Source organism: Trinickia soli, assembly GCF_002879855.1.
In the GTDB taxonomy this organism is placed as follows: domain Bacteria; phylum Pseudomonadota; class Gammaproteobacteria; order Burkholderiales; family Burkholderiaceae; genus Trinickia; species Trinickia soli.
This window is the reverse complement of the sequence record NZ_PNYB01000030.1, coordinates 19,019-39,819: the sequence shown is the minus strand read 5'-3', so window position 1 is coordinate 39,819 and position 20,801 is coordinate 19,019. Positions and strand designations below refer to the sequence as shown.

The following is a 20,801-nucleotide window of genomic DNA, read 5'->3' as shown; positions in this document are numbered from 1 at the left end:
GCGGTGGCAATAAAAAAGGCGCCTAGGGCGCCTTGGTCGTTTATGCGTGGAAAGGGAGAATCGAAGTCTCAAGTTCCTTGCTATGGACGTAACGAACCACGGCGCGTCGAGTCGCGACCGTGATGATGGTGGTGAGGTTTGCTCAAGAGGTTACGGATTTCCATGCTGTGAATATTGACACACAAATCTCGGTCTGAGCGCATTCGTCTCGGATGGGTTTGTTGCGGCAACAGCATCGAGTGACCGCTCATGGCCGCACAGGGTCCCCCCCCGGCTACGGCGATGGCCTCGGCACGGCATGCAAAGAGGTAAGTCGACCCAGAGCCGGACTTCCCCACCGCCCGCCAGCTAGCCACAAACCGCATCCATGTTTCATGGGCTGGCGTTACTCATCCCCACGGATCAAGGTTGGCGTTTGCCGCGGCCCCCAGCGGGTTTGCCAGCCGGCTTACCTGAACCCGCCGCTGGCTTGCTGGCGGGTTTGCTGCGTGGCTTTTGCAGGCTGAATGGGCTACCGCTGGACAAGCTTGTGCCTTTACCCGTGGCCATTGCACGCTGCGCCACAGGCTTGCGTTTGTTTTCGCCGCTTTGTGGGCGCGGCTTTTTGCCGATCACCTGCATGGCGCCCGACGCAGCCTGCAGCGCTTTGGGCTTCTTGGGCTTTTTAGGTTTCTTGATGATCTGGCCCGTCGCGCTGGTTTGCGGCACGCGGTGTTCGGCTTCAAAACCCGGCTCCTCTTCGCGGGGCAGCGTTTGCCCGATCAGCGCTTCAATCGCGGCCAGTTGCGGCGCTTCGTCGGCGCACACGAGGGACACCGCCACCCCGCTGGCGCCTGCGCGGCCGGTACGGCCAATACGGTGCACATAGTCTTGCGCCACGATCGGCAGATCAACGTTGATCACCAGCGGCAGGTCGTCGATATCCAGCCCGCGCGCAGCCACATCGGTGGCTACCAGCATATTTACTTCGCCCGTCTTGAAGCGCTCCAGCGCACGCAGGCGCGCGGGTTGCGGTTTGTCCCCGTGGATGGTGTCGACCGAGTAACCCGCTTCGTCCAGCACGGCCGCCAGGTAATCCACGCCATTGCGGGTTTTAACGAACACTAGCGCGTGCTCCCAGTTGTTCTCAGCCACAAGGTGCATGAAGAGGTCAGGCTTGGTCCTTTTATCCACCGGCACCACCCACTGCTTGATCTTGCTTACCGTGGTATTGGGCGGGCTGACGCTGATATTGACCGGGCCGCGCAGAATGCCCGCCGCCATGGCGCGGATATCATCGGTAAACGTGGCAGAGAACAGCAGGGTCTGGCGCTGAGCGGGCAATGCTGCAAAGACGGCGTTGAGTTCGCGCGCAAAGCCCAGATCCAGCATGCGGTCGGCTTCATCCAGCACCAGCGTTTGTACTTGATCAAACTGCACTGCGTTCTGGCGATGGAGATCCAGCAAACGGCCCGGCGTGGCAACGAGCACATCCACGCCTTTGCGCAACTTCATCATCTGCGGGTTGATACTCACACCGCCGTAGGCGGCCAGAAATCGTAAATCGAGGCCTTTACCATACTCGAGAAAGCTTTGCAGCACTTGTTCAGCCAGTTCACGCGTGGGCACCAGCACCAGAACACGCGCGCGGTTGCTGGACACCGCCGGGCCGTGTTGCACCAGCCGTTGCAACAGCGGCAGCGCAAAACCCGCCGTTTTGCCCGTGCCGGTTTGTGCCGAAGCCATGACGTCCTTGCCACTGAGCACAGCAGGAATCGCCTTGGCCTGCACCGGCGTAGGCGTCTGGTAATTCACGTCCCGCACATTACGCAGCAAGGGATCGATCAGGCCAAGAGAGGCAAAAGACATTGGCGTGTTCCGGGCTAAAACCGCAAATTCTAACGGTTACCGCCTGATCGCGCCGGGCCGGTGTCATCGGCAACCTGAGCTTCCCCTGAAATTTCGCCTTCCAGTAGGTCGTGTATAAACTCGACCCAAAGGAAGGAAAGAAGAAATAAAGCGCGAAATACGAATACTCCAGGCGGGCAAAACACTCAGTGCAAAAGCGCCATCAAGTTCTTCGCGGTAGCCGTCGAGGAAGCCGGATTCTGGCCCGTGACCAATCGGCCATCGGTAATCGAAAAGCTTTGCCAATCGTCCGCCTTCTCGTAAATGCCTCCGAGTCGCTTCAATTCATCTTCGACAAGAAACGGTACGACATTCGTCAGTTGCACGGCTTCTTCCTCGGTATTTGTGAAACCGGTGACGCGTTTTCCTTTCACAAGTGGTTGGCCGTCGATCGTCACGTGGTGCAAAACGGCCGGGCCGTGGCACACCGCGGCCACGGGCTTGCCGCCCTTCCAGAAGGCCTCGATCAACGCGATCGAATTTTTTTCCTCTGCCAAATCCCACATCGGGCCATGGCCACCTGGATAGAAGACTGCGTCATAGTCCTGGGCCTGCACGTCAGCAAGCTTGACCGTGTTGGCCAGGACGGACCTGGCAGCCGGGTCCGCCTTGAATCGCTTTGTCACATCCGTCTCGCCTTCAGGCGTGTCGCTCTTGGGGTCGAGAGGTGGCTGGCCACCCTTCGGGGACGCAACCGTGACATTCACACCCCCATCGAGGAATGTGTAGTAGGGAGCGGCAAACTCTTCGAGCCAGAACCCAGTTTTCTTCCCGGTATTTCCTAACGTATCGTGAGAGGTCATTACCATCAGAATTTTCATTGTCTGCTCCGAATCAAGAAGGCCCGAATCGACTCCGCCACCTCCGGTTCTTGAACGTACACGCCCGCGTTGTGACTTATCCCCTCCTCGAAGGTTGGCGGTGTGCGGCTTCAGGCTGACACCGGACTCGAACGATGCGATGCGTCGGCAATCGGCCAAGCCCGTCCGCTATACAGAATAGGTTGCTTTTCGAATGACGACCGGATTTTTAGTCGACGATGCAGGGTGATCGCGGAGTCAAGCCACCGCCCTTGCCGCGCTCTTGCCCCGCAGCCATTCAAGCGCTAACAAGAGGCACGTTGAGAAAACGATGAGGATCGTTGCAAGCGCCGCGATCGTCGGCGTGATGTTTTCGCGGATACCGGTAAACATCTGGCGCGGCAGCGTCTGTGCAACCGCCATTCGAAGAACGTTGGAGAAATGTGTGTAAGTCGCAGTGGACTTGACTCGCCTCCGGCGAGTGAGTTAGCGTAATAATATGCAACGCAATCTGATTCCCTTCGTGACTGTCATCACAACGACGACCATCGGCAACGGTGGGACGTCCTTGATGCGCACGCGGTAATCTTCGTCGCTGCATATCTTCAAGGGCCCCGCCGGCAAAAGACGGGGCCTTTCGCGTTTACGGCTGATCGTCTTTCGTCGGCATCACACCAGCACGGAGTCGTCATGAGCAAAGTAGATTGTCACAGCCGAAATAGCGAACGGGAGGTGATGCTTGTTATCTCGATTCAAACCATTCCAGGGAAAGGCCACGAGCAAATCGCGGCGTATGAAAAGTTAGCGCCGCTTGTGCGTGCGGAACAAGGCTGTCTCCAGTACGATCTCCATTCTGTCGTCGGTGACGAAAACAGATTTGTCTTGATCGAGCGCTGGGCATCAACTGAAGCATTGGCGGCACACGACGTAACGCCTCACATGATTGCAGCCGATGCACATAGTCCGAGCTTCAGGGCGGCACCCGCACGGGTTTTACAACTTGCCCCCGATCGCCTCGCATAGTCGATCTGCCAACGCAACCAGCGATCAGGGCCGGCCCAGATGACGAAGTGATGGGCCGCCCATCGCCGAGTGGACGTTCTGCCGAACGTTCGTCGCCAGAGGTAGACAGGCCGCTTGAACGCGAAGTGGCCATCTTTGGTGACGAAAGTCCGCTTCGGCTTACGACTTATTCGATATCTCTCGGTCGCGAAGGTCCGCCGGCCCGCGCGGAATCGACATTCGACCGTCGGCGAGAGAGTTCAGGTGAATAGCGCTTTATGGCCGATCTCCGCCTGACGGCGGATCGGCAGCACTCGGCCCCTTCTGCGCCACTCGCCCCTCCTGGCGGCGAGCGGCAGTTCTCCGAGGTCGCGCTGTCACACGCCGTGCCGTGCTCGCTATTTCCACTTCGAGCCAAGCATTTCGAGTCCGCTCTTCTTGAGGTCCTCCGCTAGCATCACCACGCGAAACTCACAGTCGGCATTGAACGTAAGAAACCATGGCTCCGAAAATTTTGGAATGTGCGACGGCTCCTCAAGGTCAACCACGAGGATTGCTCCCCGCGTTCCGTTCTGCTCGGTAAAGTAGGCGGCCTCCGGCTTCGTCTCTTCGAGAATCCTCTCGATTAACGCGCCGACGGAACCATCGCGCACAAAAGCGTTGAATGGCTCGTGCGGTATTCGTATGTTCAAAAGCATGCGCATCGTCAGTCTCCTTGATCCTGTCCAAATGGACACTTCAAGAATAGGAGTTTGCCGGCTCGCAACGGCGGCATTCCGCTACCGGCACAATCAATTTCGAAAACGGGCGCTCGCCACACGCGGCGCCAAGATTGGCAAGCTCTATAATCACCAAAGGCGCGCCTCGATCGCCTGCAGAACGCTGACGCAGCCCCTGCCGACTGGCTCAGGCGCATTGGCCGGTCACTTGGCGCCAGCTTGGCACGCCGCCCGACCGCACGGCGCGATGCGCGACGGCACTTCCACCGACAGGCAGCGATAGATCAGTGAGGGATTTATGGAAATTGAGCCAACCGACTGGTTTCCGCTGGACGACTACGCCCCGGTGCGCGATGGATGGTACGAGGTTCAACTTGTCAGCGGGGACACTGCCTTCGCGAAGTTTGGCGATGGTGAATGGACCGAAAAGCCTTTGCTCGTCTTCACTCATTGGCGCGGCTTGAGCGCCGACCCGGCCGGGTCCGGCGAAACGCAAACGATCAGCGCGGAAGCGACGCTGGCTGAAGGCGTCCGCGACGTTCTGAACGTGTTTTTCCCTGGTCGGGGCGATGAAGTGCATCAGCCGTCCGAAGATTCCGGGCCCAGTAAGGGCACCTGACAAAATCCCCACGCCGTCCGCACCAGGCGGCCAAAAGTACGTCAAGCCCGGATAACGCACGCACAGTTAAGGTGCCTGTTCCGCACGCGCAGGTGCGTGCCCTCCCCGAAACGGCGCGGGAACCCGACGCGACGCCCGCCAAATGCGGCGATTCGCGGTTGGCACGCTTCTCGCTCTACTCCGCTGGCAAGGAGCCGGCGCTGCATTCGGTTCGCACACAATCTGGAAATGGACGGCTAGGGTTCCGGCCTGCTTCACGCAGGTGCTGGTCCGAGAGCTGTCGACCTCTGGCGAGGTTACACGGCGGGACAAAAGCCCGGGAGAGAACGCGATGTCTGCGCTGCTCCCTGCCGTTGCTAACCGTCCCCTCCGAGGTCAACCTCATGCGCAAGCTCGTTCGCTTTCTTGGCATCGCCACCGTCTCCCTCGCCGCCTTCGCCTCCCCATCCACGTTTGCCGCGGGCCGTACCGACTTCAAGGTTTGCTGGACCATCTACGCCGGCTGGATGCCGTGGGGTCAGGCAAAGACCCAGGGTATCGTCTCGAAGTGGGCAAAAAAATACGGCATCAACGTCGATGTCGTGCAACTGAACGACTACGTCGAATCCATCAATCAGTACACCGCCGGCAAGTTCGATGGCTGTGCGATGACCAATATGGATGCGCTGACCATTCCCGCCGCCGGCGGGGTGGATTCGACGGCCCTGATCGTCAGCGACTATTCGAACGGCAACGATGGCGTGCTCATGAAGGGCAAGGGTAAGCAGATTGCCGATCTGAAGGGCCAGCAGGTCAATCTCGTGCAGTTCTCCGTGTCGCACTACCTGCTGGCTCGCGCATTGGAGAGCGCGCATATGAGCGAGCGCGACCTCAAAGTCGTGAATACATCCGATGCCGATATTTCCGGCGCATTCGCGACGCCCGCCGTCCAGAACACGGTGACATGGAACCCGATGCTCGCTGACCTGAAAGCGCAGCCCGCCGTCACCGAGGTCTTCGACTCGAGCAAGATCCCCGGCGAAATCATGGACATGATGGTGGTCAACACCAAGACCCTGCACGAGAACCCCGCGCTCGGCAAAGCACTGACGGGCGCATGGTTCGAGATGGTCGCGCTGATGCATGCCAACAACGCTGCCGGCACCACCGCGCTCACTGCAATGGCCAAGGCATCGGGCACCGATCTCGCGGGCTTCAAGGGTCAACTGTCGACGACCGCGCTTTTCTATACGCCGAAAGCCGCACTGGATTTCATGACGAGTCCCGACATGCCGAAGATCATGACGCGCGTTGCTAACTTCTCGTTCGATCACGGTCTGCTGGGACAGGATGCCAAAAGCGCGGACGTGGTCGGCATGGCGTTCGACAAAGGTGTCGTGATCGGCAATAAGAGCAACGTCAAGCTGCGTTTCGATCCGAGCTACGTCGAAATGGCGGCCGCCGGAAAGCTCTAAGCCAAACACCTCACGTATTCGACAAGGCAGCATCCATGCGACTCATCAATCGACATCCCAGCCGAAGCGGCGGCCTGATGCTGCTGTTGCTGCCCTTCATCGTGCTCGTGGCGGTGTATTTCACGGGCTCGTCGATGCGCCTCAAGCTCAATCCCGACGACAAGTTGCTGCCAGGCGCGACGCAAATGAGCGAGGCCATCAAGGAGGTCGCCTTCACCGAGGACAAGCGTACGGGGGAGTATTTGCTGTGGGCGGATACCGTGTCGAGCTTGCGGCGGCTCGGCATCGGCCTCGTCGTCAGCGCTGCAATTGCACTGACAGCGGCCATCGCCACCGGCTCGTTTCCGCTGGTGAGTGCGACGTTTTCACCGTTCATCACGGTGATTTCGATGATCCCGCCACTCGCGGTGCTGCCCATTTTATTCATCGTCTTCGGGCTCGACGAATTGTCGAAGGTAGTGCTGATCGTGGTTGGCATTACCCCGATGATCATCCGTGACCTGCATGCGCGATCTCGTGAAATCCCCGTCGAATTGTGGGTCAAGGCGCAGACGCTCGGCGCCAACAGCTGGACGTTGATTCTGCGTCTCGTGCTGCCGCAATTACTGCCGCGTCTTCTGGTGGCCATGCGTCTGTCGCTGGGTGCGGCATGGCTTTTTCTGATCGCCGCGGAAGCGATCGCTTCGACGGATGGCCTCGGCTACCGCATTTTTCTGGTGCGCCGCTACCTCGCCATGGACGTGATCCTGCCTTACGTGGCGTGGATCACCCTGCTCGCGTGGCTCATCGACGAACTGCTGCGCCGCGTGACGCAGTGGTCGTTCCCCTGGTTCGGAGGCGCACGATGATCGAAGTTCGCAACGTCTGGAAGGAATACGGCGATCAGGTCGTGCTCGAACGATTGAACCTGCGTATCGAAGAAGGCGAGTTCTGTTCGCTGGTCGGCGCATCGGGCTGCGGCAAGTCGACCTTCCTGCGGCTGTTGCTCGGCCAGGAACGCGCGACGCGCGGCAAGATTTTGCTGGACGGTCAACCGTTGCCCGCTGAGCCCGATGCGCATCGCGGCGTGGTATTTCAGCGCTATTCGGTATTCGACCATCTCACGGTAGTGGCCAACGTGATGCTGGGACTCGAATTGCCGCGCGCAAAGCTCACGGGCCGACTGTTCGGTGCGCGACGGCGCGCGGCGCGCGACGAGGCCGCAGCGATGTTGGAGCATGTCGGCCTGGGCGCGGCGTTGAACAAGTATCCGCAACAACTGTCGGGCGGCATGCAACAGCGCCTCGCGATTGCCCAAGCGCTGATGATGAAGCCGCGCATCTTACTGCTCGATGAACCGTTCGGCGCGCTCGATCCCGGTATCCGCAAGGATATGCACGAATTGCTGCTGAGCCTGTGGCGCGAATCGAAGCTCACCATTTTCATGGTCACGCACGACCTGAAGGAAGGCTTCACGCTGGGTAGCCGCGTGCTGGTATTCGACAAGGTCCGCGTCGATCCTCAGGCACCTGGCGCCTATGGCGCGCGCATCACCTACAACATTCCGCTGGACCACAGCCGCGACTGCGCTTCGTCCCTCCATTTGGCGCAGTCCGTGGTGGACGGCTCATCTCGTGTCGAAGCGGTTTCAGCCTGACAGGAAGCTTAACAACATGGATTTGCTACTCGAAGAAACCGTCCCCGGTGGCGGCCATACCTCGCTGATCGTCAAGCGCGGCCAGTCGTTGCGCGTGACCGACCTGCGCGGCGGCGCGAACGTGAGCGTGATGTTGATCAATGCCACAGAGAAGAGCGAGCGGCTCAACCTGCCCGATACGTTGAAGTGCCAGCACACGGCGCGACTGACGGCCGGTCATTGCCTGTACTCCGATATGGGCCGCGTGCTTGCCGCGATCGTTGCGGACACCTGCGGCTGGCACGACAGCATCGGCGGTGTATCGAACGCCGAGGAAGTGCAAGAACGCTACGGGTCAGGCCGCTACCAGGAACTGCGCAACGCGTTCTATCGCAACGGCACCGACAATCTGCTCGTCGAAATGGGCAAATGGGGGCTGGGGATCCAGGACCTGCTGATGACGCTCAATCTCTTCAGCCGAGTCGACGTCACAGATGCGGGCGCCCTGAATTTCGTGCCGGGCAATTCGAAGGCCGGCGACTACGTCGAGCTGTACGCGCCAATGAACACGCTCGTCGTGCTCACCGCGATCCAGCATCCGCTCGATCCGCATCCGCAATACGCACCCAAGCCGGTCCAGCTTGCGTTGAGCCGCGCGCAGCACGATGTCGCCGAGCTCTGCCGAACCGCGTGCGAGGAAAACATGCGCGGTTTCATCAACACCGAACGTTTCTTTCTTTGAGCGGAGCCCGACACCATGACCACGACGCTTACAGTGAGCGACAAACGCCCCGAACACGCGATTTTTCGCGAGACACTCGCGGCCGGTGAACCGTGGCTGCACGAACTGAAAGGCGGGCAGACACTCCGCATTCTCGATCTGGAAGGCAATCAGGCCGTCGATACGCTCTTCTACAGTCTCGCCGATCCGCGTGAGCGCTTCGATCCCCAACGCACGCTGCGTCGGCAGAAGAGCCTCTACCTGACGACCGGCACCATACTGTATTCGAACCTCGGCAATCCGATGCTGACGATCGTCGCCGATACCTGCGGCCGTCACGACACGCTCGGCGGCGCTTGCGCGCAGGAGAGCAACACCGTGCGTTACGCACTCGAAAAGCGTTACATGCATAGCTGCCGCGATAATTACTTGCGCGCCTGTGCGCACGACGGACGTTTGTCGAAGCAGGATATCGGCGCGAACATCAACTTCTTCATGAACGTCCCGGTGACGTCCGAAGGCGGTCTGACGTTCGAGGACGGCATCTCGGCGCCAGGCAAGTACGTGGAATTGCGCGCGGAGATGGACGTGATCGTACTGATCTCCAACTGCCCGCAGTTGAACAACCCGTGCAATGCCTATAACCCGACACCCGCGGAACTGCTGATATGGAACTGAAGCGTATCCGCGCGCGGCTCGACTGACGCATGCCGGTTCGCTCCGGACGATGCCTTACTGGCGCGCGCGAGCAATGACCTACGCAGATCGCTGATGCCGATCTCTGCCGCGGACGACCGCGGCATGCATTCCCACTGGCGGGACGGCCCGCCCATGAATCAAGACCCCATTCATGTTCGAGAAAATCCTCATCGCCAATCGCGGCGCGATCGCGTGCCGCATTCTTCGAACGCTGCGCGAACTCGACGTCACCGGTGTCGTCGTCTATGCGGAAGCGGATCGCGCGAGTCGTCATGTGAGCGAGGCACCCATCGCGCACGGGCTCGGCGAAGGCCCGGCATCGGCCACCTACCTCGATACGGAAAAGATTCTCGAGATTGCTCGCCGGGAGAACGTTCAGGCGATCCATCCGGGCTACGGGTTCCTGTCGGAGAACGCAAGCTTCGGCGAGGCGTGTGAAGCGGCAGGCATTGCGTTTATCGGACCGACGCCCGCACAGCTGCGGGCTTTTGGGCTGAAGCACACAGCGCGTGCAATCGCCGCGGAAGAAGGCGTCCCGATGCTCGAAGGCACGGGGCTGCTCGACGATCTTCCGGCAGCGCTCGATGCAGCGGCAGCGATCGGCTATCCGGTGATGCTCAAGAGCACGGCAGGCGGCGGCGGCATTGGCATGCGGGTGTGCTGGAACGTCGACGAACTGCGCGCGCATTTCGACGTGGTCAAGCGCCTGGGCCAGAACAATTTCAGCGACGCCGGCGTGTTCCTCGAAAAGTACATCGAGCGAGCACGGCACCTCGAAGTGCAGATCTTCGGCGACGGCCGGGGCGACGCGATCGCGCTGGGCGTGCGCGACTGCTCGGTGCAGCGGCGCAACCAGAAGGTGCTCGAAGAGACCCCCGCACCTCATTTGCCGGACGGCATGCCGGCGGCATTGTGCGACGCTGCCGTGAAGCTCGCGAAAGCGGTCAATTACCGCTCGGCCGGTACCGTTGAATTTGTCTACGACAGTGCCGCACAGCGGTTCTACTTCCTCGAGGTGAATACGCGCCTGCAGGTCGAGCACGGCGTGACCGAGCAGGTGTGGGGCGTCGATCTCGTGCGTTGGATGATCGAACTGGCGGCGGGCACGCTAGCGCCGCTGCAAGCACTCGCGGCAGCGTTGACGCCGCGCGGGCACGCGATCCAGGCGCGCCTCTACGCCGAAGACCCAGGCAGCGATTTCAAGCCGAGTCCGGGCTTGCTGACCGATGTCGCGTTTCCGTGCGCCGACGGCCGCGCGCTGCGCATCGATACCTGGGTGGAAGCCGGCTGCGAAGTACCGCCCTACTTCGACCCGATGCTGGCGAAGGTGATTGCGTGGTCGCCGACACGCGATGCGGCGCGCCTTGCGCTCAATGAAGCACTGCAGCGTACGCGCATCTATGGCGTGGCGACCAACCGCGACTATCTGACGCAAATCCTCGACGATCAGCCGTTTGCGTCGGGCGAACCGTGGACGCGATGCCTCGAAGGGCTCATGTATCGGGCGAGCACGATCGAGGTGGTCAGCGGCGGCACGCAGACGACCGTGCAGGATTATCCCGGCCGCGTTGGCTACTGGGCCGTCGGCATTCCGCCTTCAGGTCCGATGGATGACCGCGCGCTGCGGCTCGGCAATCGGCTGCTCGGCAATGCGGCAGACGCGGCCGCGCTCGAAATCACCATGAGCGGACCGACCTTGCGTTTCAAAACGGATGCGGTCGTGGCAGTGACGGGCGCGCATCTGTCCGTATTGCTGGACGACGTCGAGCAGCCGCTGAACACGACCTTCTTTGTCGGCGCAGGTTCGACGCTCGCGCTCGGCACGATCCGTGGGGCGGGCGCGCGTTCCTATCTGTGCGTGCGTGGCGGCTTCGATGTCGCGGTGTATCTCGGTAGCCGCAGCACCTTCACGCTCGGTCAGTTCGGCGGACATGGAGGGCGAGCGCTCCGTGCGGGCGACGTATTGCATTTGCACCCGCTGCAGGACGACAGCACGGGCGCAGTGCTGGCCCATGTCCCTGAACTGGAAACCGTGCGGACGCTGCGCGTCGTTTATGGGCCGCACGGCGCGCCGGAGTATTTCAGCCAACGTTATATAGAGCGGTTTTTTGACACCGAATGGGAGATTCATTTCAACTCCAGCCGCACAGGCGTGCGTCTGATCGGGCCGAAGCCGGAGTGGGCGCGCGAGGACGGTGGCGAGGCCGGGCTGCATCCGTCGAACATTCACGATAACCCCTATGCGGTCGGCGCCGTCGACTTCACCGGCGACATGCCTGTGATTCTCGGGCCTGACGGCCCGAGTCTTGGCGGCTTCGTGTGTCCGGTGACAATCATCGAAGCGGATCTTTGGCAAATCGGCCAGTTGAAAGCCGGTGACAAAGTGCGCTTCGTGCCGGTGCAAATCGATGAGGCGCGCGAGGCGGCACGCCACCGTATGCATGAATGGCAGACGCTCGAATTCGACGCGAAGCCGGTTTTCACGAAGGCAGCGCCGCTGGTATCGCCTATCGTCCTCGATACCGGTTCGGATCGCGAGCGGCTCGTCGCGCGGGTGTCCGGCGACACGCATCTACTGCTCGAAATCGGCCCGCCGGAGCTCGATCTCGTATTGCGTTTCCGCGGCCACGCGTTGATGCAGTCGCTCGAAGCGATGGCGCTGCCGGGCGTCATCGATTTGACTCCCGGCATCCGCTCACTGCAGATTCACTATCAGCCTGAGCGCTTGCCGCTACCGCGGTTGCTCGCGCTCGTCGAGCGCGCATGGCAGCACGTTTTGCTGCAGAAGGATTTGCGCGCGCCGTCACGGATCGTGCATCTGCCTCTGTCGTGGGACGACCCCGCCTGCCGGCTCGCGATCGACAAATATATGACGACGGTGCGCCGGGACGCGCCCTGGTGTCCGAGCAATCTCGAGTTCATCCGCCGCATCAACGACCTCGATTCGATCGACGCCGTCAAACGAATCGTCTTCGATGCGAGCTATCTGGTGATGGGACTGGGGGACGTATATCTCGGCGCGCCGGTCGCGACCCCGCTCGATCCGCGCCATCGACTGGTGACGACCAAATACAACCCGGCGCGCACATGGACGGCCGAGAACTCGGTCGGTATCGGCGGCGCGTATCTATGCGTCTATGGAATGGAGGGACCAGGCGGTTATCAGTTCGTTGGCCGGACGTTGCAGATGTGGAATCGCTACCGTCAAGTCGCTGATTTCGCGGGGCGGCCGTATCTGTTGCGCTTCTTCGACCAGATCCGCTTCTATGAAGTCCCTGCCGACGAATTGCAACGCATCCGCGCGGACTTTCCGCTCGGACGATATCCGCTGAAGATCGAAGAGACCGAGCTATCGCTGGCCGACTATCAAACGTTTCTGACGAGGGAAGCGGTGGGCATCGAGCGATTCCGCGCGCGGCAGCAAGCCGCGTTTCAGGCCGAACGCGAGCGCTGGCGGGAAGCGGGAACCGCGGAGGAAGAATACGACGCACCGATCGCGCAGGACATGGAACTCGCGCCGCTGAAAGAGGGCGACGTCGCCGTGGACAGCGAGATCGCGGGCAGCCTCTGGCAGGTGCGCGTGGGCTCCGGCGACACCGTCGAGGCCGGCGACGTTCTGCTCGTCATCGAGTCGATGAAGATGGAAATCTCCGTGTGCGCGCCGTGTGCGGGGACCGTCGGCGAGATTTACGTAGCGCCCGGCTCCGCGGTGCGCGCGGGGCAACGCGTCGCTGTCATCGAACGCCTTTGACTTTACGGTGAACACACCCATGTCTTCATTTGATCTGCGCCTGCCTACGCTGCGCGCCGCTTACCGTGCCGGCACGCTCACGCCGCGCAAGCTGATTGGCGAGCTGCTGGCGAAAGCCGCTGCCCTCAATCCCGAATTTCATTTGTTCATCCGCATGCTAAGCGAAGCGGAAGTCGCACCCTACCTGGAGTGGCTTGACACTCAGGATATCGACGCATTGCCGCTCTATGGCATTCCGTTCGCGATCAAGGACAACATCGACTTGGCCGGTGTTCCGACAACGGCGGCCTGCCCCGCGTTCGCCTATACGCCGGCCGAATCGGCGACGCTCGTCGCACGGTTGATCGCGCTGGGCGCCGTGCCGCTCGGCAAAACCAATCTCGACCAGTTCGCGACCGGCCTGAACGGCACGCGCTCGCCCTATGGCCAGTGCCGCAACAGCGTGCATCCCGACTATCCGTCGGGCGGATCGAGTTCGGGGTCGTCGCTGGCCGTCGCGCTGGGCGTCGCGAGCTTCGCGCTCGGCACCGACACCGCGGGCTCCGGCCGCGTACCGGCAGGGCTGAACAACCTCATCGGACTCAAGCCGACCAAGGGTCTGCTGTCCACCGCCGGCGTCGTGCCGGCGTGCCGTACGCTCGATTGCGTGACGTATTTCACGGCGACCGCGCGCGAAGCCAGCGAACTGCTGGCACTCACCGCGCAGGTCGATCCTCGCGACGCATACAGCCGCAGGAACCCGCAATGGAACACCGGGCGTGCATTCGGCAAGCTCACGAGGTTCCGCTTCGGCGTACCGTCCCAACTCGAATTCGCGGGCTGTGCGCAAAGCCCGGCGTTGTTTGCGAAGTCCCGCGCGGCGCTCGAAGCCGCGGGCGGCGAAGCCGTTGAAATCGACTTTGCGCCGTTCCTCGAAGCGGCGAATCTGCTGTATGAAGGCCCATGGGTCGCAGAGCGCTACAACGTCGCGGGCGAATTGATCGAAGCGGATGGGGACGCCGTGTTGCCGGTCATTCGCGATGTGCTGGCAAAAGCCCCTGCTGCCACCGCGGTGGAGCTATTTCGCGCGCAATACCGTCTGCAGGCGTTGAAGGTTATCTGCGACGCGGCGCTCGAACCCCTCGACTTCGTTCTCACGCCGACTTATCCGCGTCCCGTCACACTCGCGGAGTTGGAGCGCGACCCCATCGCACCCAATTCACTGCTCGGCTACTACACCAATTTCATGAATCTGCTCGACTATGCGGCCGTAGCGACGCCGACTGCGTTCATGACGAACGGCCTGCCGTGGGGCGTGACCGTGTTTGGCCGCGCATTCACGGATCAGTATCTGCTGAGCGTGGCCGACATGCTGCAGCGAATAAGCGGCATTGAATGCGCTGGGGGTGGTGGCATACCCGACGCAGGTGACCGGCCGGCAGTGTCCAACGATCGCGTGCGCGTCGCGGTGTGCGGCGCTCACATGCAGGGCTTGCCGCTCAATCGCGATCTCGTGTGCCGTGGCGCACGCCTGGTGGAGGCGACGCAAACCGCACCGCACTACCGCTTGTCCGCACTGGCGGCCACGCCGGATGGCACGAGGCGGCCCGGCATGCGGCGAGTACCGGACGGAGGCAAGGCCATCGAGATCGAGGTATGGGAAATGTCCAGCCTGGAACTGGGTTCGTTCATCGAGACCATTCCCTCCCCCCTTGCGCTAGGGAAAATTGAACTGGCGAATGGCAAGTGGGTGACCGGCTTTGTGTGCGAACCCTATGGTCTGGAGTCCGGGGGTGACATTACGGCGTTGGGCGGCTGGCGCGCATGGCTCGCCAGCCCGCACGCGCCGACGAATCGTTAGCCAATGGATTAACCGTCTATGGGATATTCGCGGTCTTCATCAGTTCCTCCCACTGCGCGTGCGAGAACTGTTCGAGCGGCGCACGGCGCTGCATGCCGGCGTTGTTGACCAGGATGTCGATCGCACCAAGATCACGCTCGATGCGAGCGACGCCGAGTTGAACGTCTTCCGGCGAGGTCACATCGAAGGGAGCAGCATGCGCCGTCGCCCCCTCTGCGCGCAATCGCGCGACGGCCCCGGCGAGGATCGATCGAAATCGATGACGGTGTTGATGACGTTCCCCGCGCAAGCCGCGCAAAGACAGGATTGGTCTGGCGCAATAGCGAAGTCTTATGGCTGGGTCGCATCGATTTGAACCTGTCGGCCCCGAACCCGCGCTGGCGCCCTATCGCCTCATCACTGAGAAAACTCCTCGAACACCAGCTGCCGGAGCCACTGATTGCTGCGCTCGCGATGATTCCTCGCGTGCCAGAGCACATTGATCGTGATATCGGGGATCTTGACCGGGCATGGGGCACTGTCGAGACCGAAGGGCGCGAGTGTGCGCGCAGCGTATGCCTCGGGAACCACCGCGATCAAATCGGTCGTATGAAGGATATGCCCGACGGCCACGAAGTGCGGCACGCGCAGACGAACGCGACGCGGCACGCCGGCGCGCTGGATCGCGGTATCGACCATGCCGTGCCCGGTCCCCTCGGCGACGATCGAAACGTGCTCCGCTTCGAGAAACGCCTTCATCGTCATGCCCGCCTTCGCGAGCGGGTGTCCCTTACGAAACAGACACACGTATCGCTGCTTGAACAATCGGCGTTGGAAGAAACCCGTTTTAAGGTCAGGCAAAAAGCCGATGGCGAGATCGACCTGGCCCGTCTCCATGGCATCGCACAGCGCATCGGCCTGATTGCGCACCGTGCTGATCGTGACGCCCGGTGAAGCCTCGGCCAGCCGTTTCATGAGAGCCGGCAAAAAGTAGATTTCGCCGATATCGGTCATGGCAACCGTAAACGACCGGTTGCTCGAGGCCGGCTCGAAACTCGACGTCGCATTGAGCGTGTTGTAGATCGCGCCAAGCGCGTAACCGATCGGCTCGGCAAGCGACTCGGCGAACGGCGTCGGCATCATGCCCTTGGATGTGCGAAGAAAAAGCTCATCTCCGAGCAACCTACGCAATCGGTTCAGCGCGTTGCTGATCGCCGGCTGCGAAATGCCCAACGTAGTGGCAACGGTCGACACCCGCCGCTGGCGAAGCAACTCGTTGAAGACCACGAGCAGGTTCAGATCGATGTCCTGAAGCTCCATTGCTTTGTCTTCCTCCTGACCGGCCTCTCGCGTGCCCGCGTTTCCATGCGTGCATTATCACTATCGATGATGTGAATTATCAAGCGGATTCTATTTATCAATAGCGCAGCCGGCGGCATCATGACGTCGTGAATTGACCAGCCTCGGAGACACTGGCGCCATGGATGTTTCGATTTTGCCGTTGCAGCGGATGCTCAATGTGCGTGCTGGCGAAAACCTGCTCGATGTGCTGCGCGCGCATGAGATCCCCGTTTCCTACAGTTGCATGGCGGGCCGCTGCGGCACCTGCCGTTGCCGCGTTGTTTCCGGCAACGTGCTCGTGACGGGATCGCGAGAAACGAACGCCCCCGCAGCGACGGGTCAATCCGTGCTGGCCTGTCAAACGACGATCGTCGAGGACTGCGCGATCGAGCTGCCCGAAATCGACGAGATCGTCGTGCATCCGGCGAAGATCATCAAGACGACCGTCATAGGCATCGAAGACGTGACGCACGACATCAAGCGCGTTCGTCTCGCACTGTCGAAGCCGTTCGAATTTTCGCCGGGACAGTATGCGACGCTGCAGTTCACGCCGCAGCATGTCCGGCCGTATTCGATGGCCGTCACGCAGAATCCGTACGCGGTGGAGTTTCATATCCGTCTCGTGCCGAACGGACGCGTGACCTCTTATGTGGCGAATCACCTCAAGGTGGGCGATACGGTACGTCTGAGCGGCCCGCTCGGCACCGCCTACTTGCGTCGCAGGACCACCGACCCGGTCGTATGCATTGCCGGCGGGACCGGCTTGGCTCCCATCCTTTCGATTCTGCGCGGCATGGCCGAGGCAGACATGGCCACTCCCGTGCATGTGTATTTCGGCGTGCGCTCGCCACGCGACGTCTACGGCACGCATTGGCTCGACGAACTGCAGGAGCGACTGCCGAACCTGACCGCGCACGTCGTCGTGGCTTCCTGGGACATGTCGGAAAAGTATCGCAGGGGCGTGGTAACCGAGGCAGTCGGCGCGGACTGGTCGAGCCTGAAAGGCTGGAGGGCCTATCTGGCCGGCGCACCGGTCATGGTGGACGCCGCCTCGATCCTGCTTCGGCAAAAAGGCGTCGCCAACGAACATATCTACGCCGATGCGTTTTATGCGAGCGGCGTCTGACCGCTTGGTCCATGTCATCGCAACACCTACAGCAAACTCAGGAGACAGCGTATGAACGACACGTCGCTCGTTTTCACGACGCCGCAGTGGAAGCGGGAAGGTTCGAGCCGCATTCCGTTCTGGGCATATACCGATGCCGACATCTACCGCCGCGAACTAGAGCGCTTCTTTTATTCGGGCCATTGGTGCTACGTCGGCCTCGAAGCCGAGATTCCGAATCCGGGCGACTTCAAGCGGACGGTTGTCGGCGAGCGTTCCGTCATCGTCGCGCGCACGCAGGAGGGCGACATCAGCGTCGTCGAGAACGTCTGCGCGCATCGCGGCGTGCGCTTTTGCAGGGAGAAGTTCGGCAACCGCAAGGACTTCACCTGCCCTTACCATCAATGGAACTACGACCTGAAGGGCAACCTCGTCGGCGTGCCGTTTCGACGCGGCGTCAAGCTCGACGGCAAGATCAACGGCGGCATGCCCGCGGATTTCGACACGAAGGAGCACGGGCTCACGAAGCTCAACGTGGCAACGCGTAACGGCGTCATCTTCGCGTCGTTCGATCACGACCTGCCGTCGCTCGAAGCCTTCCTCGGCCCGACGATACTGCGCTACTTCGACCGCGTATTTGACGGGCGCAAGCTGACGATCCTCGGATACAACCGTCAGCGCATTCCCGGCAATTGGAAGCTGATGCAGGAAAACATCAAGGATCCGTACCACCCGGGCCTGCTCCACACGTGGTTCGTCACGTTCGGCCTTTGGCGTGCCGACAACAAGTCCGAATTGAAGATGGACGAGCATTTCAGGCATGCCGCGATGATTTCGACACGCGGCTCCGGCGGCAAGGGGGAAGTGACGAGCGGCGTATCGAGCTTCAAGGATCAGATGACGCTGAACGACAACCGCTTTCTCGATGTGGCGCATGAGCCCTGGTGGGGTACGCCGACGGCGGTCATGATGACCGTCTTCCCGAGCGTCATCATCCAGCAACAAGTGAATTCAGTGTCGACACGGCACATTCAGCCCAATGGAGAGGGCTCGTTCGATTTCGTCTGGACGCACTTCGGCTTCGAAGAAGACAGCGAAGACATGACGCGCCGCCGGTTGCGCCAAGCGAACTTGTTCGGGCCTGCGGGCTTCGTCTCCGCGGACGACGGCGAAGTCATCGAATTCTCTCAGGAAGGATTCGAGCAAAAGCCGTTTCATCAAACCATCGCGGAACTAGGCGGGCGCGAAATTGGCGACACCGACCACATGGTGACCGAGACACTGATTCGCGGAATGTACGACTACTGGCGACGCGTCATGGAGATCTGACATGCTCGATTTCGATACCTATCAGAAACTCCTCGCGCTCTACGCGGACTACGCGGCTGTCGTGGATAACAACGAGTGGGACAAGTGGCCAGAATTCTTTACCGAGCACTGCGCCTACAAGGTCCAGCCGCGTGAGAACTACGACCGCGGCCTTCCGCTCGCGACGCTTTCGTTCGAAAGCAAGGGCATGTTGAAGGACCGCGTCTACGGCATGACCGAGACGATCTTTCACGACCCCTACTACCAGCGGCATGTCGTAGGGATCCCGCGCGTTCACCGCGCCGATCACGAGCGCATCGAGGCGCAGGCGAACTACGCCGTGTTCCGTACGAAGCCCGATGAGATGTCGACTGTCTTCAACGTCGGCCGATACATCGATACGATTCGCCGCACGAAAGACGGCTTGAGGTTCGAGTCGCGGCTTTGCGTGTTCGACAGCGAGATGATCGCTAACTCGCTCATTTACCCGATTTGAGGTCAGTCATGTCGAAGCAGTGGACAAAGGTCATCGATTGCGCGGCCGTACCGAGCGCCGATGTGGTAGCCGTCGAGGCCGCCGGGCGCGAACTCGCCATCTATGGCGTGGACGGCGAAGTGTATGCAACGGACAACATTTGCACGCACGGTCACGCTCGGCTGTGCGACGGATTCCTCGAGGGTCATGAGATCGAATGCCCGTTGCATCAAGGCCGCTTCGACATCCGTAACGGAAAGGCGCTGTGTGAGCCGCTCGCCACCGATATCCGCACCTATCCCATCAAGATTGAAGATGGAAGCGTGTACGTCGAGATCTGATCACTCATGAACCGAAGGAGACGCTGATGACGATAGCTTCGATGCGCGAAGCACGCTCGACCTACTACGAGAAACTCGGAGAACAGCGGCTCTCTCCGTTGTGGGAATCGCTGCACCACCTCGTGCCGAAGGCGCCTCAGCCGCAAGCAGTCGCGGCCATCTGGAAATATTCTCAGACTCGCGACCTCGTCATCGAGGCGGGCGCCGTGATCAGCGCCGAAGAAGCGGTCCGGCGCGTGCTCGTTCTAGAGAACCCCGGCTTGCCCGGAAAGGCGAGCATTACGTCGACCCTTTACGCCGGTCTGCAGCTTATCTTGCCGGGAGAGATTGCACCGAGTCACCGGCATACGCAATCCGCGCTGCGGTTCATCGTGGAAGGCAGCGGTGCGTGGACCGCCGTCAACGGCGAGCGCACCACCATGCGCCCGGGCGATTTCATCATCACGCCCACTTGGACCTGGCACGACCACGGCAACCCAGCGCTGGACCAGGGCGGCGAACCGGTCATCTGGCTCGATGGACTCGATATTCCGTTGATCGCCAGCCTCAATGCAGGATTCGCGGAAAACTATCCAGAGTCGACTCAACCGATCTCGCGCCCCGAGGGCGACAGCTTCGCGCGCTTCGGCCACAACATGTTGCCGGTTCGTCATCGCGTAACCGATCCGACTTCTCCGATCTTCAGCTATCCCTATGAGCGAACCCGGGAAGCGCTGGATGAGCTCTATCGGAACGGCGATCTCGACGAATGGGACGGCGTGAAGCTACGCTACGTCAATCCGGCGACAGGCGGATGGCCGATGCCCACCATCGCCACCTTCATGCAGTTTTTGCCCGCCGGCTTTTCCGGCAGAACTTATCGCAGCACCGATGCGACTGTGTACTGTGTCGTGCAAGGGCATGGCCAGGCATCGATCGCCGGTACGCCGTTCGCGTTCGAACCGCACGACGTGTTCGTCGTGCCTGCATGGCAGCCAGTCAGTCTCGCCGCTTCCATGGACAGCGTGCTGTTCAGCTACTCGGACCGGCCCGTGTTGTCCGCGCTCAACCTGCTGCGCGAAGAACGCACATAGTCCCACCAGTACCCATCGATCGAGGGCGAGCCGTTGCGTTGCATCGAGTTGCATTGCGCTTCGTCCCCTCGC

Annotated in this window: 19 protein-coding genes, 1 pseudogene and 1 riboswitch; of the genes and pseudogenes, 14 read left to right on the top strand and 6 right to left on the bottom strand. The window is 61.2% G+C overall.

Translation table 11 applies throughout. The features are described 5' to 3' along the window. Nucleotides 1–402: 402 nt before the first annotated feature. From C0Z19_RS24555 to C0Z19_RS24545, 3 genes and pseudogenes are all read right to left on the bottom strand, one after another. On the bottom strand, nucleotides 403–1,848 hold the full coding sequence (locus tag C0Z19_RS24555; RefSeq protein WP_102612447.1) for a DEAD/DEAH box helicase: 1,446 nt from the start codon (nucleotides 1,846–1,848) through the stop codon (nucleotides 403–405). Nucleotides 1,849–2,033: 185 nt separating this feature from the next. Then, nucleotides 2,034–2,708 carry a type 1 glutamine amidotransferase domain-containing protein gene (locus C0Z19_RS24550; RefSeq protein WP_102612446.1) on the bottom strand — a complete coding sequence of 225 codons (675 nt, stop codon included), beginning with the start codon at nucleotides 2,706–2,708 and terminating at the stop codon, nucleotides 2,034–2,036. Between the two features lie 237 nt (nucleotides 2,709–2,945). Continuing rightward, nucleotides 2,946–3,095 (bottom strand): annotated as a pseudogene (locus tag C0Z19_RS24545) (ABC transporter permease); the annotation flags it as partial. A 282-nt stretch (nucleotides 3,096–3,377) separates the two neighbouring features. Here C0Z19_RS24545 and C0Z19_RS24540 point away from each other — a divergent pair. Beyond that, nucleotides 3,378–3,710, top strand: a complete 333-nt coding sequence (locus tag C0Z19_RS24540; RefSeq protein WP_102612445.1) for a putative quinol monooxygenase — start codon at nucleotides 3,378–3,380, stop codon at nucleotides 3,708–3,710. A 377-nt stretch (nucleotides 3,711–4,087) separates the two neighbouring features. Here the strand turns inward: C0Z19_RS24540 and C0Z19_RS24535 are convergent, their stop codons facing one another. Beyond that, complete coding sequence (locus C0Z19_RS24535) at nucleotides 4,088–4,393, bottom strand: panthothenate synthetase (protein WP_102612444.1); 306 nt, start codon at nucleotides 4,391–4,393, stop codon at nucleotides 4,088–4,090. 313 nt (nucleotides 4,394–4,706) lie between these two features. Here C0Z19_RS24535 and C0Z19_RS24530 point away from each other — a divergent pair, with 313 nt between their 5' ends. The 8 genes from C0Z19_RS24530 (at nucleotide 4,707) to atzF (ending at nucleotide 15,107) form a co-directional block, all read left to right on the top strand. Beyond that, entirely contained in the window at nucleotides 4,707–5,027 is a 321-nt protein-coding gene (locus tag C0Z19_RS24530) for a hypothetical protein (protein ID WP_102612443.1), read from the top strand. Between the two features lie 225 nt (nucleotides 5,028–5,252). Beyond that, a riboswitch (guanidine-I (ykkC/yxkD leader) is annotated at nucleotides 5,253–5,352 on the top strand. Nucleotides 5,353–5,410: 58 nt separating this feature from the next. Beyond that, a complete protein-coding gene (locus C0Z19_RS24525; protein WP_102612442.1) occupies nucleotides 5,411–6,481 on the top strand; it encodes a putative urea ABC transporter substrate-binding protein in 1,071 nt (356 codons plus the stop codon). Nucleotides 6,482–6,516: 35 nt separating this feature from the next. Continuing rightward, nucleotides 6,517–7,329: an ABC transporter permease gene (locus C0Z19_RS24520; RefSeq protein ID WP_102612441.1), complete on the top strand. Its 813-nt coding sequence runs from the start codon at nucleotides 6,517–6,519 to the stop codon at nucleotides 7,327–7,329. Further along, a complete protein-coding gene (locus C0Z19_RS24515; protein ID WP_102612440.1) occupies nucleotides 7,326–8,117 on the top strand; it encodes an ABC transporter ATP-binding protein in 792 nt (263 codons plus the stop codon). Before C0Z19_RS24520 ends, C0Z19_RS24515 begins: the two co-directional genes overlap by 4 nt. A 16-nt stretch (nucleotides 8,118–8,133) precedes the next feature. Continuing rightward, nucleotides 8,134–8,838, top strand: a complete 705-nt coding sequence (locus C0Z19_RS24510; RefSeq protein ID WP_102612439.1) for an urea amidolyase associated protein UAAP1 — start codon at nucleotides 8,134–8,136, stop codon at nucleotides 8,836–8,838. Between the two features lie 15 nt (nucleotides 8,839–8,853). Then, nucleotides 8,854–9,495: an urea amidolyase associated protein UAAP2 gene (locus tag C0Z19_RS24505; protein WP_102612438.1), complete on the top strand. Its 642-nt coding sequence runs from the start codon at nucleotides 8,854–8,856 to the stop codon at nucleotides 9,493–9,495. A 172-nt stretch (nucleotides 9,496–9,667) separates the two neighbouring features. Continuing rightward, nucleotides 9,668–13,267: an urea carboxylase gene (gene uca / locus C0Z19_RS24500; RefSeq protein WP_102612437.1), complete on the top strand. Its 3,600-nt coding sequence runs from the start codon at nucleotides 9,668–9,670 to the stop codon at nucleotides 13,265–13,267. A 19-nt stretch (nucleotides 13,268–13,286) separates the two neighbouring features. Then, nucleotides 13,287–15,107, top strand: a complete 1,821-nt coding sequence (gene atzF / locus C0Z19_RS24495) for an allophanate hydrolase (protein WP_102612436.1) — start codon at nucleotides 13,287–13,289, stop codon at nucleotides 15,105–15,107. 16 nt (nucleotides 15,108–15,123) lie between these two features. Here the strand turns inward: atzF and C0Z19_RS24490 are convergent, their stop codons facing one another. Further along, nucleotides 15,124–15,396, bottom strand: a complete 273-nt coding sequence (locus tag C0Z19_RS24490) for an SDR family NAD(P)-dependent oxidoreductase (RefSeq protein ID WP_269844890.1) — start codon at nucleotides 15,394–15,396, stop codon at nucleotides 15,124–15,126. 107 nt (nucleotides 15,397–15,503) lie between these two features. Beyond that, the gene (locus C0Z19_RS24485) at nucleotides 15,504–16,406 is read right to left on the bottom strand and encodes a LysR family transcriptional regulator (RefSeq protein ID WP_102612434.1); all 903 of its coding nucleotides are present in this window, start codon (nucleotides 16,404–16,406) and stop codon (nucleotides 15,504–15,506) included. Between the two features lie 160 nt (nucleotides 16,407–16,566). On the opposite strand from C0Z19_RS24485, the gene C0Z19_RS24480 reads away from it, so the two are divergent. Genes C0Z19_RS24480 through gtdA form a run of 5 tightly spaced genes read left to right on the top strand, consistent with a single transcriptional unit; the run spans nucleotide 16,567 to nucleotide 20,729 of the window. Next, nucleotides 16,567–17,553, top strand: coding sequence for a 2Fe-2S iron-sulfur cluster-binding protein (locus C0Z19_RS24480; protein WP_102612433.1), 987 nt, complete (start codon nucleotides 16,567–16,569; stop codon nucleotides 17,551–17,553). Between the two features lie 51 nt (nucleotides 17,554–17,604). Continuing rightward, nucleotides 17,605–18,861, top strand: coding sequence for an aromatic ring-hydroxylating dioxygenase subunit alpha (locus C0Z19_RS24475; RefSeq protein WP_102612432.1), 1,257 nt, complete (start codon nucleotides 17,605–17,607; stop codon nucleotides 18,859–18,861). Between the two features lies 1 nt (nucleotide 18,862). Continuing rightward, nucleotides 18,863–19,336, top strand: a complete 474-nt coding sequence (locus C0Z19_RS24470; protein ID WP_102612431.1) for an aromatic-ring-hydroxylating dioxygenase subunit beta — start codon at nucleotides 18,863–18,865, stop codon at nucleotides 19,334–19,336. Nucleotides 19,337–19,344: 8 nt separating this feature from the next. After that, on the top strand, nucleotides 19,345–19,656 hold the full coding sequence (locus C0Z19_RS24465) for a non-heme iron oxygenase ferredoxin subunit (RefSeq protein WP_102612430.1): 312 nt from the start codon (nucleotides 19,345–19,347) through the stop codon (nucleotides 19,654–19,656). Nucleotides 19,657–19,682: 26 nt separating this feature from the next. Beyond that, a complete protein-coding gene (gene gtdA, locus C0Z19_RS24460; RefSeq protein ID WP_102612429.1) occupies nucleotides 19,683–20,729 on the top strand; it encodes a gentisate 1,2-dioxygenase in 1,047 nt (348 codons plus the stop codon). Nucleotides 20,730–20,801: the final 72 nt, after the last annotated feature.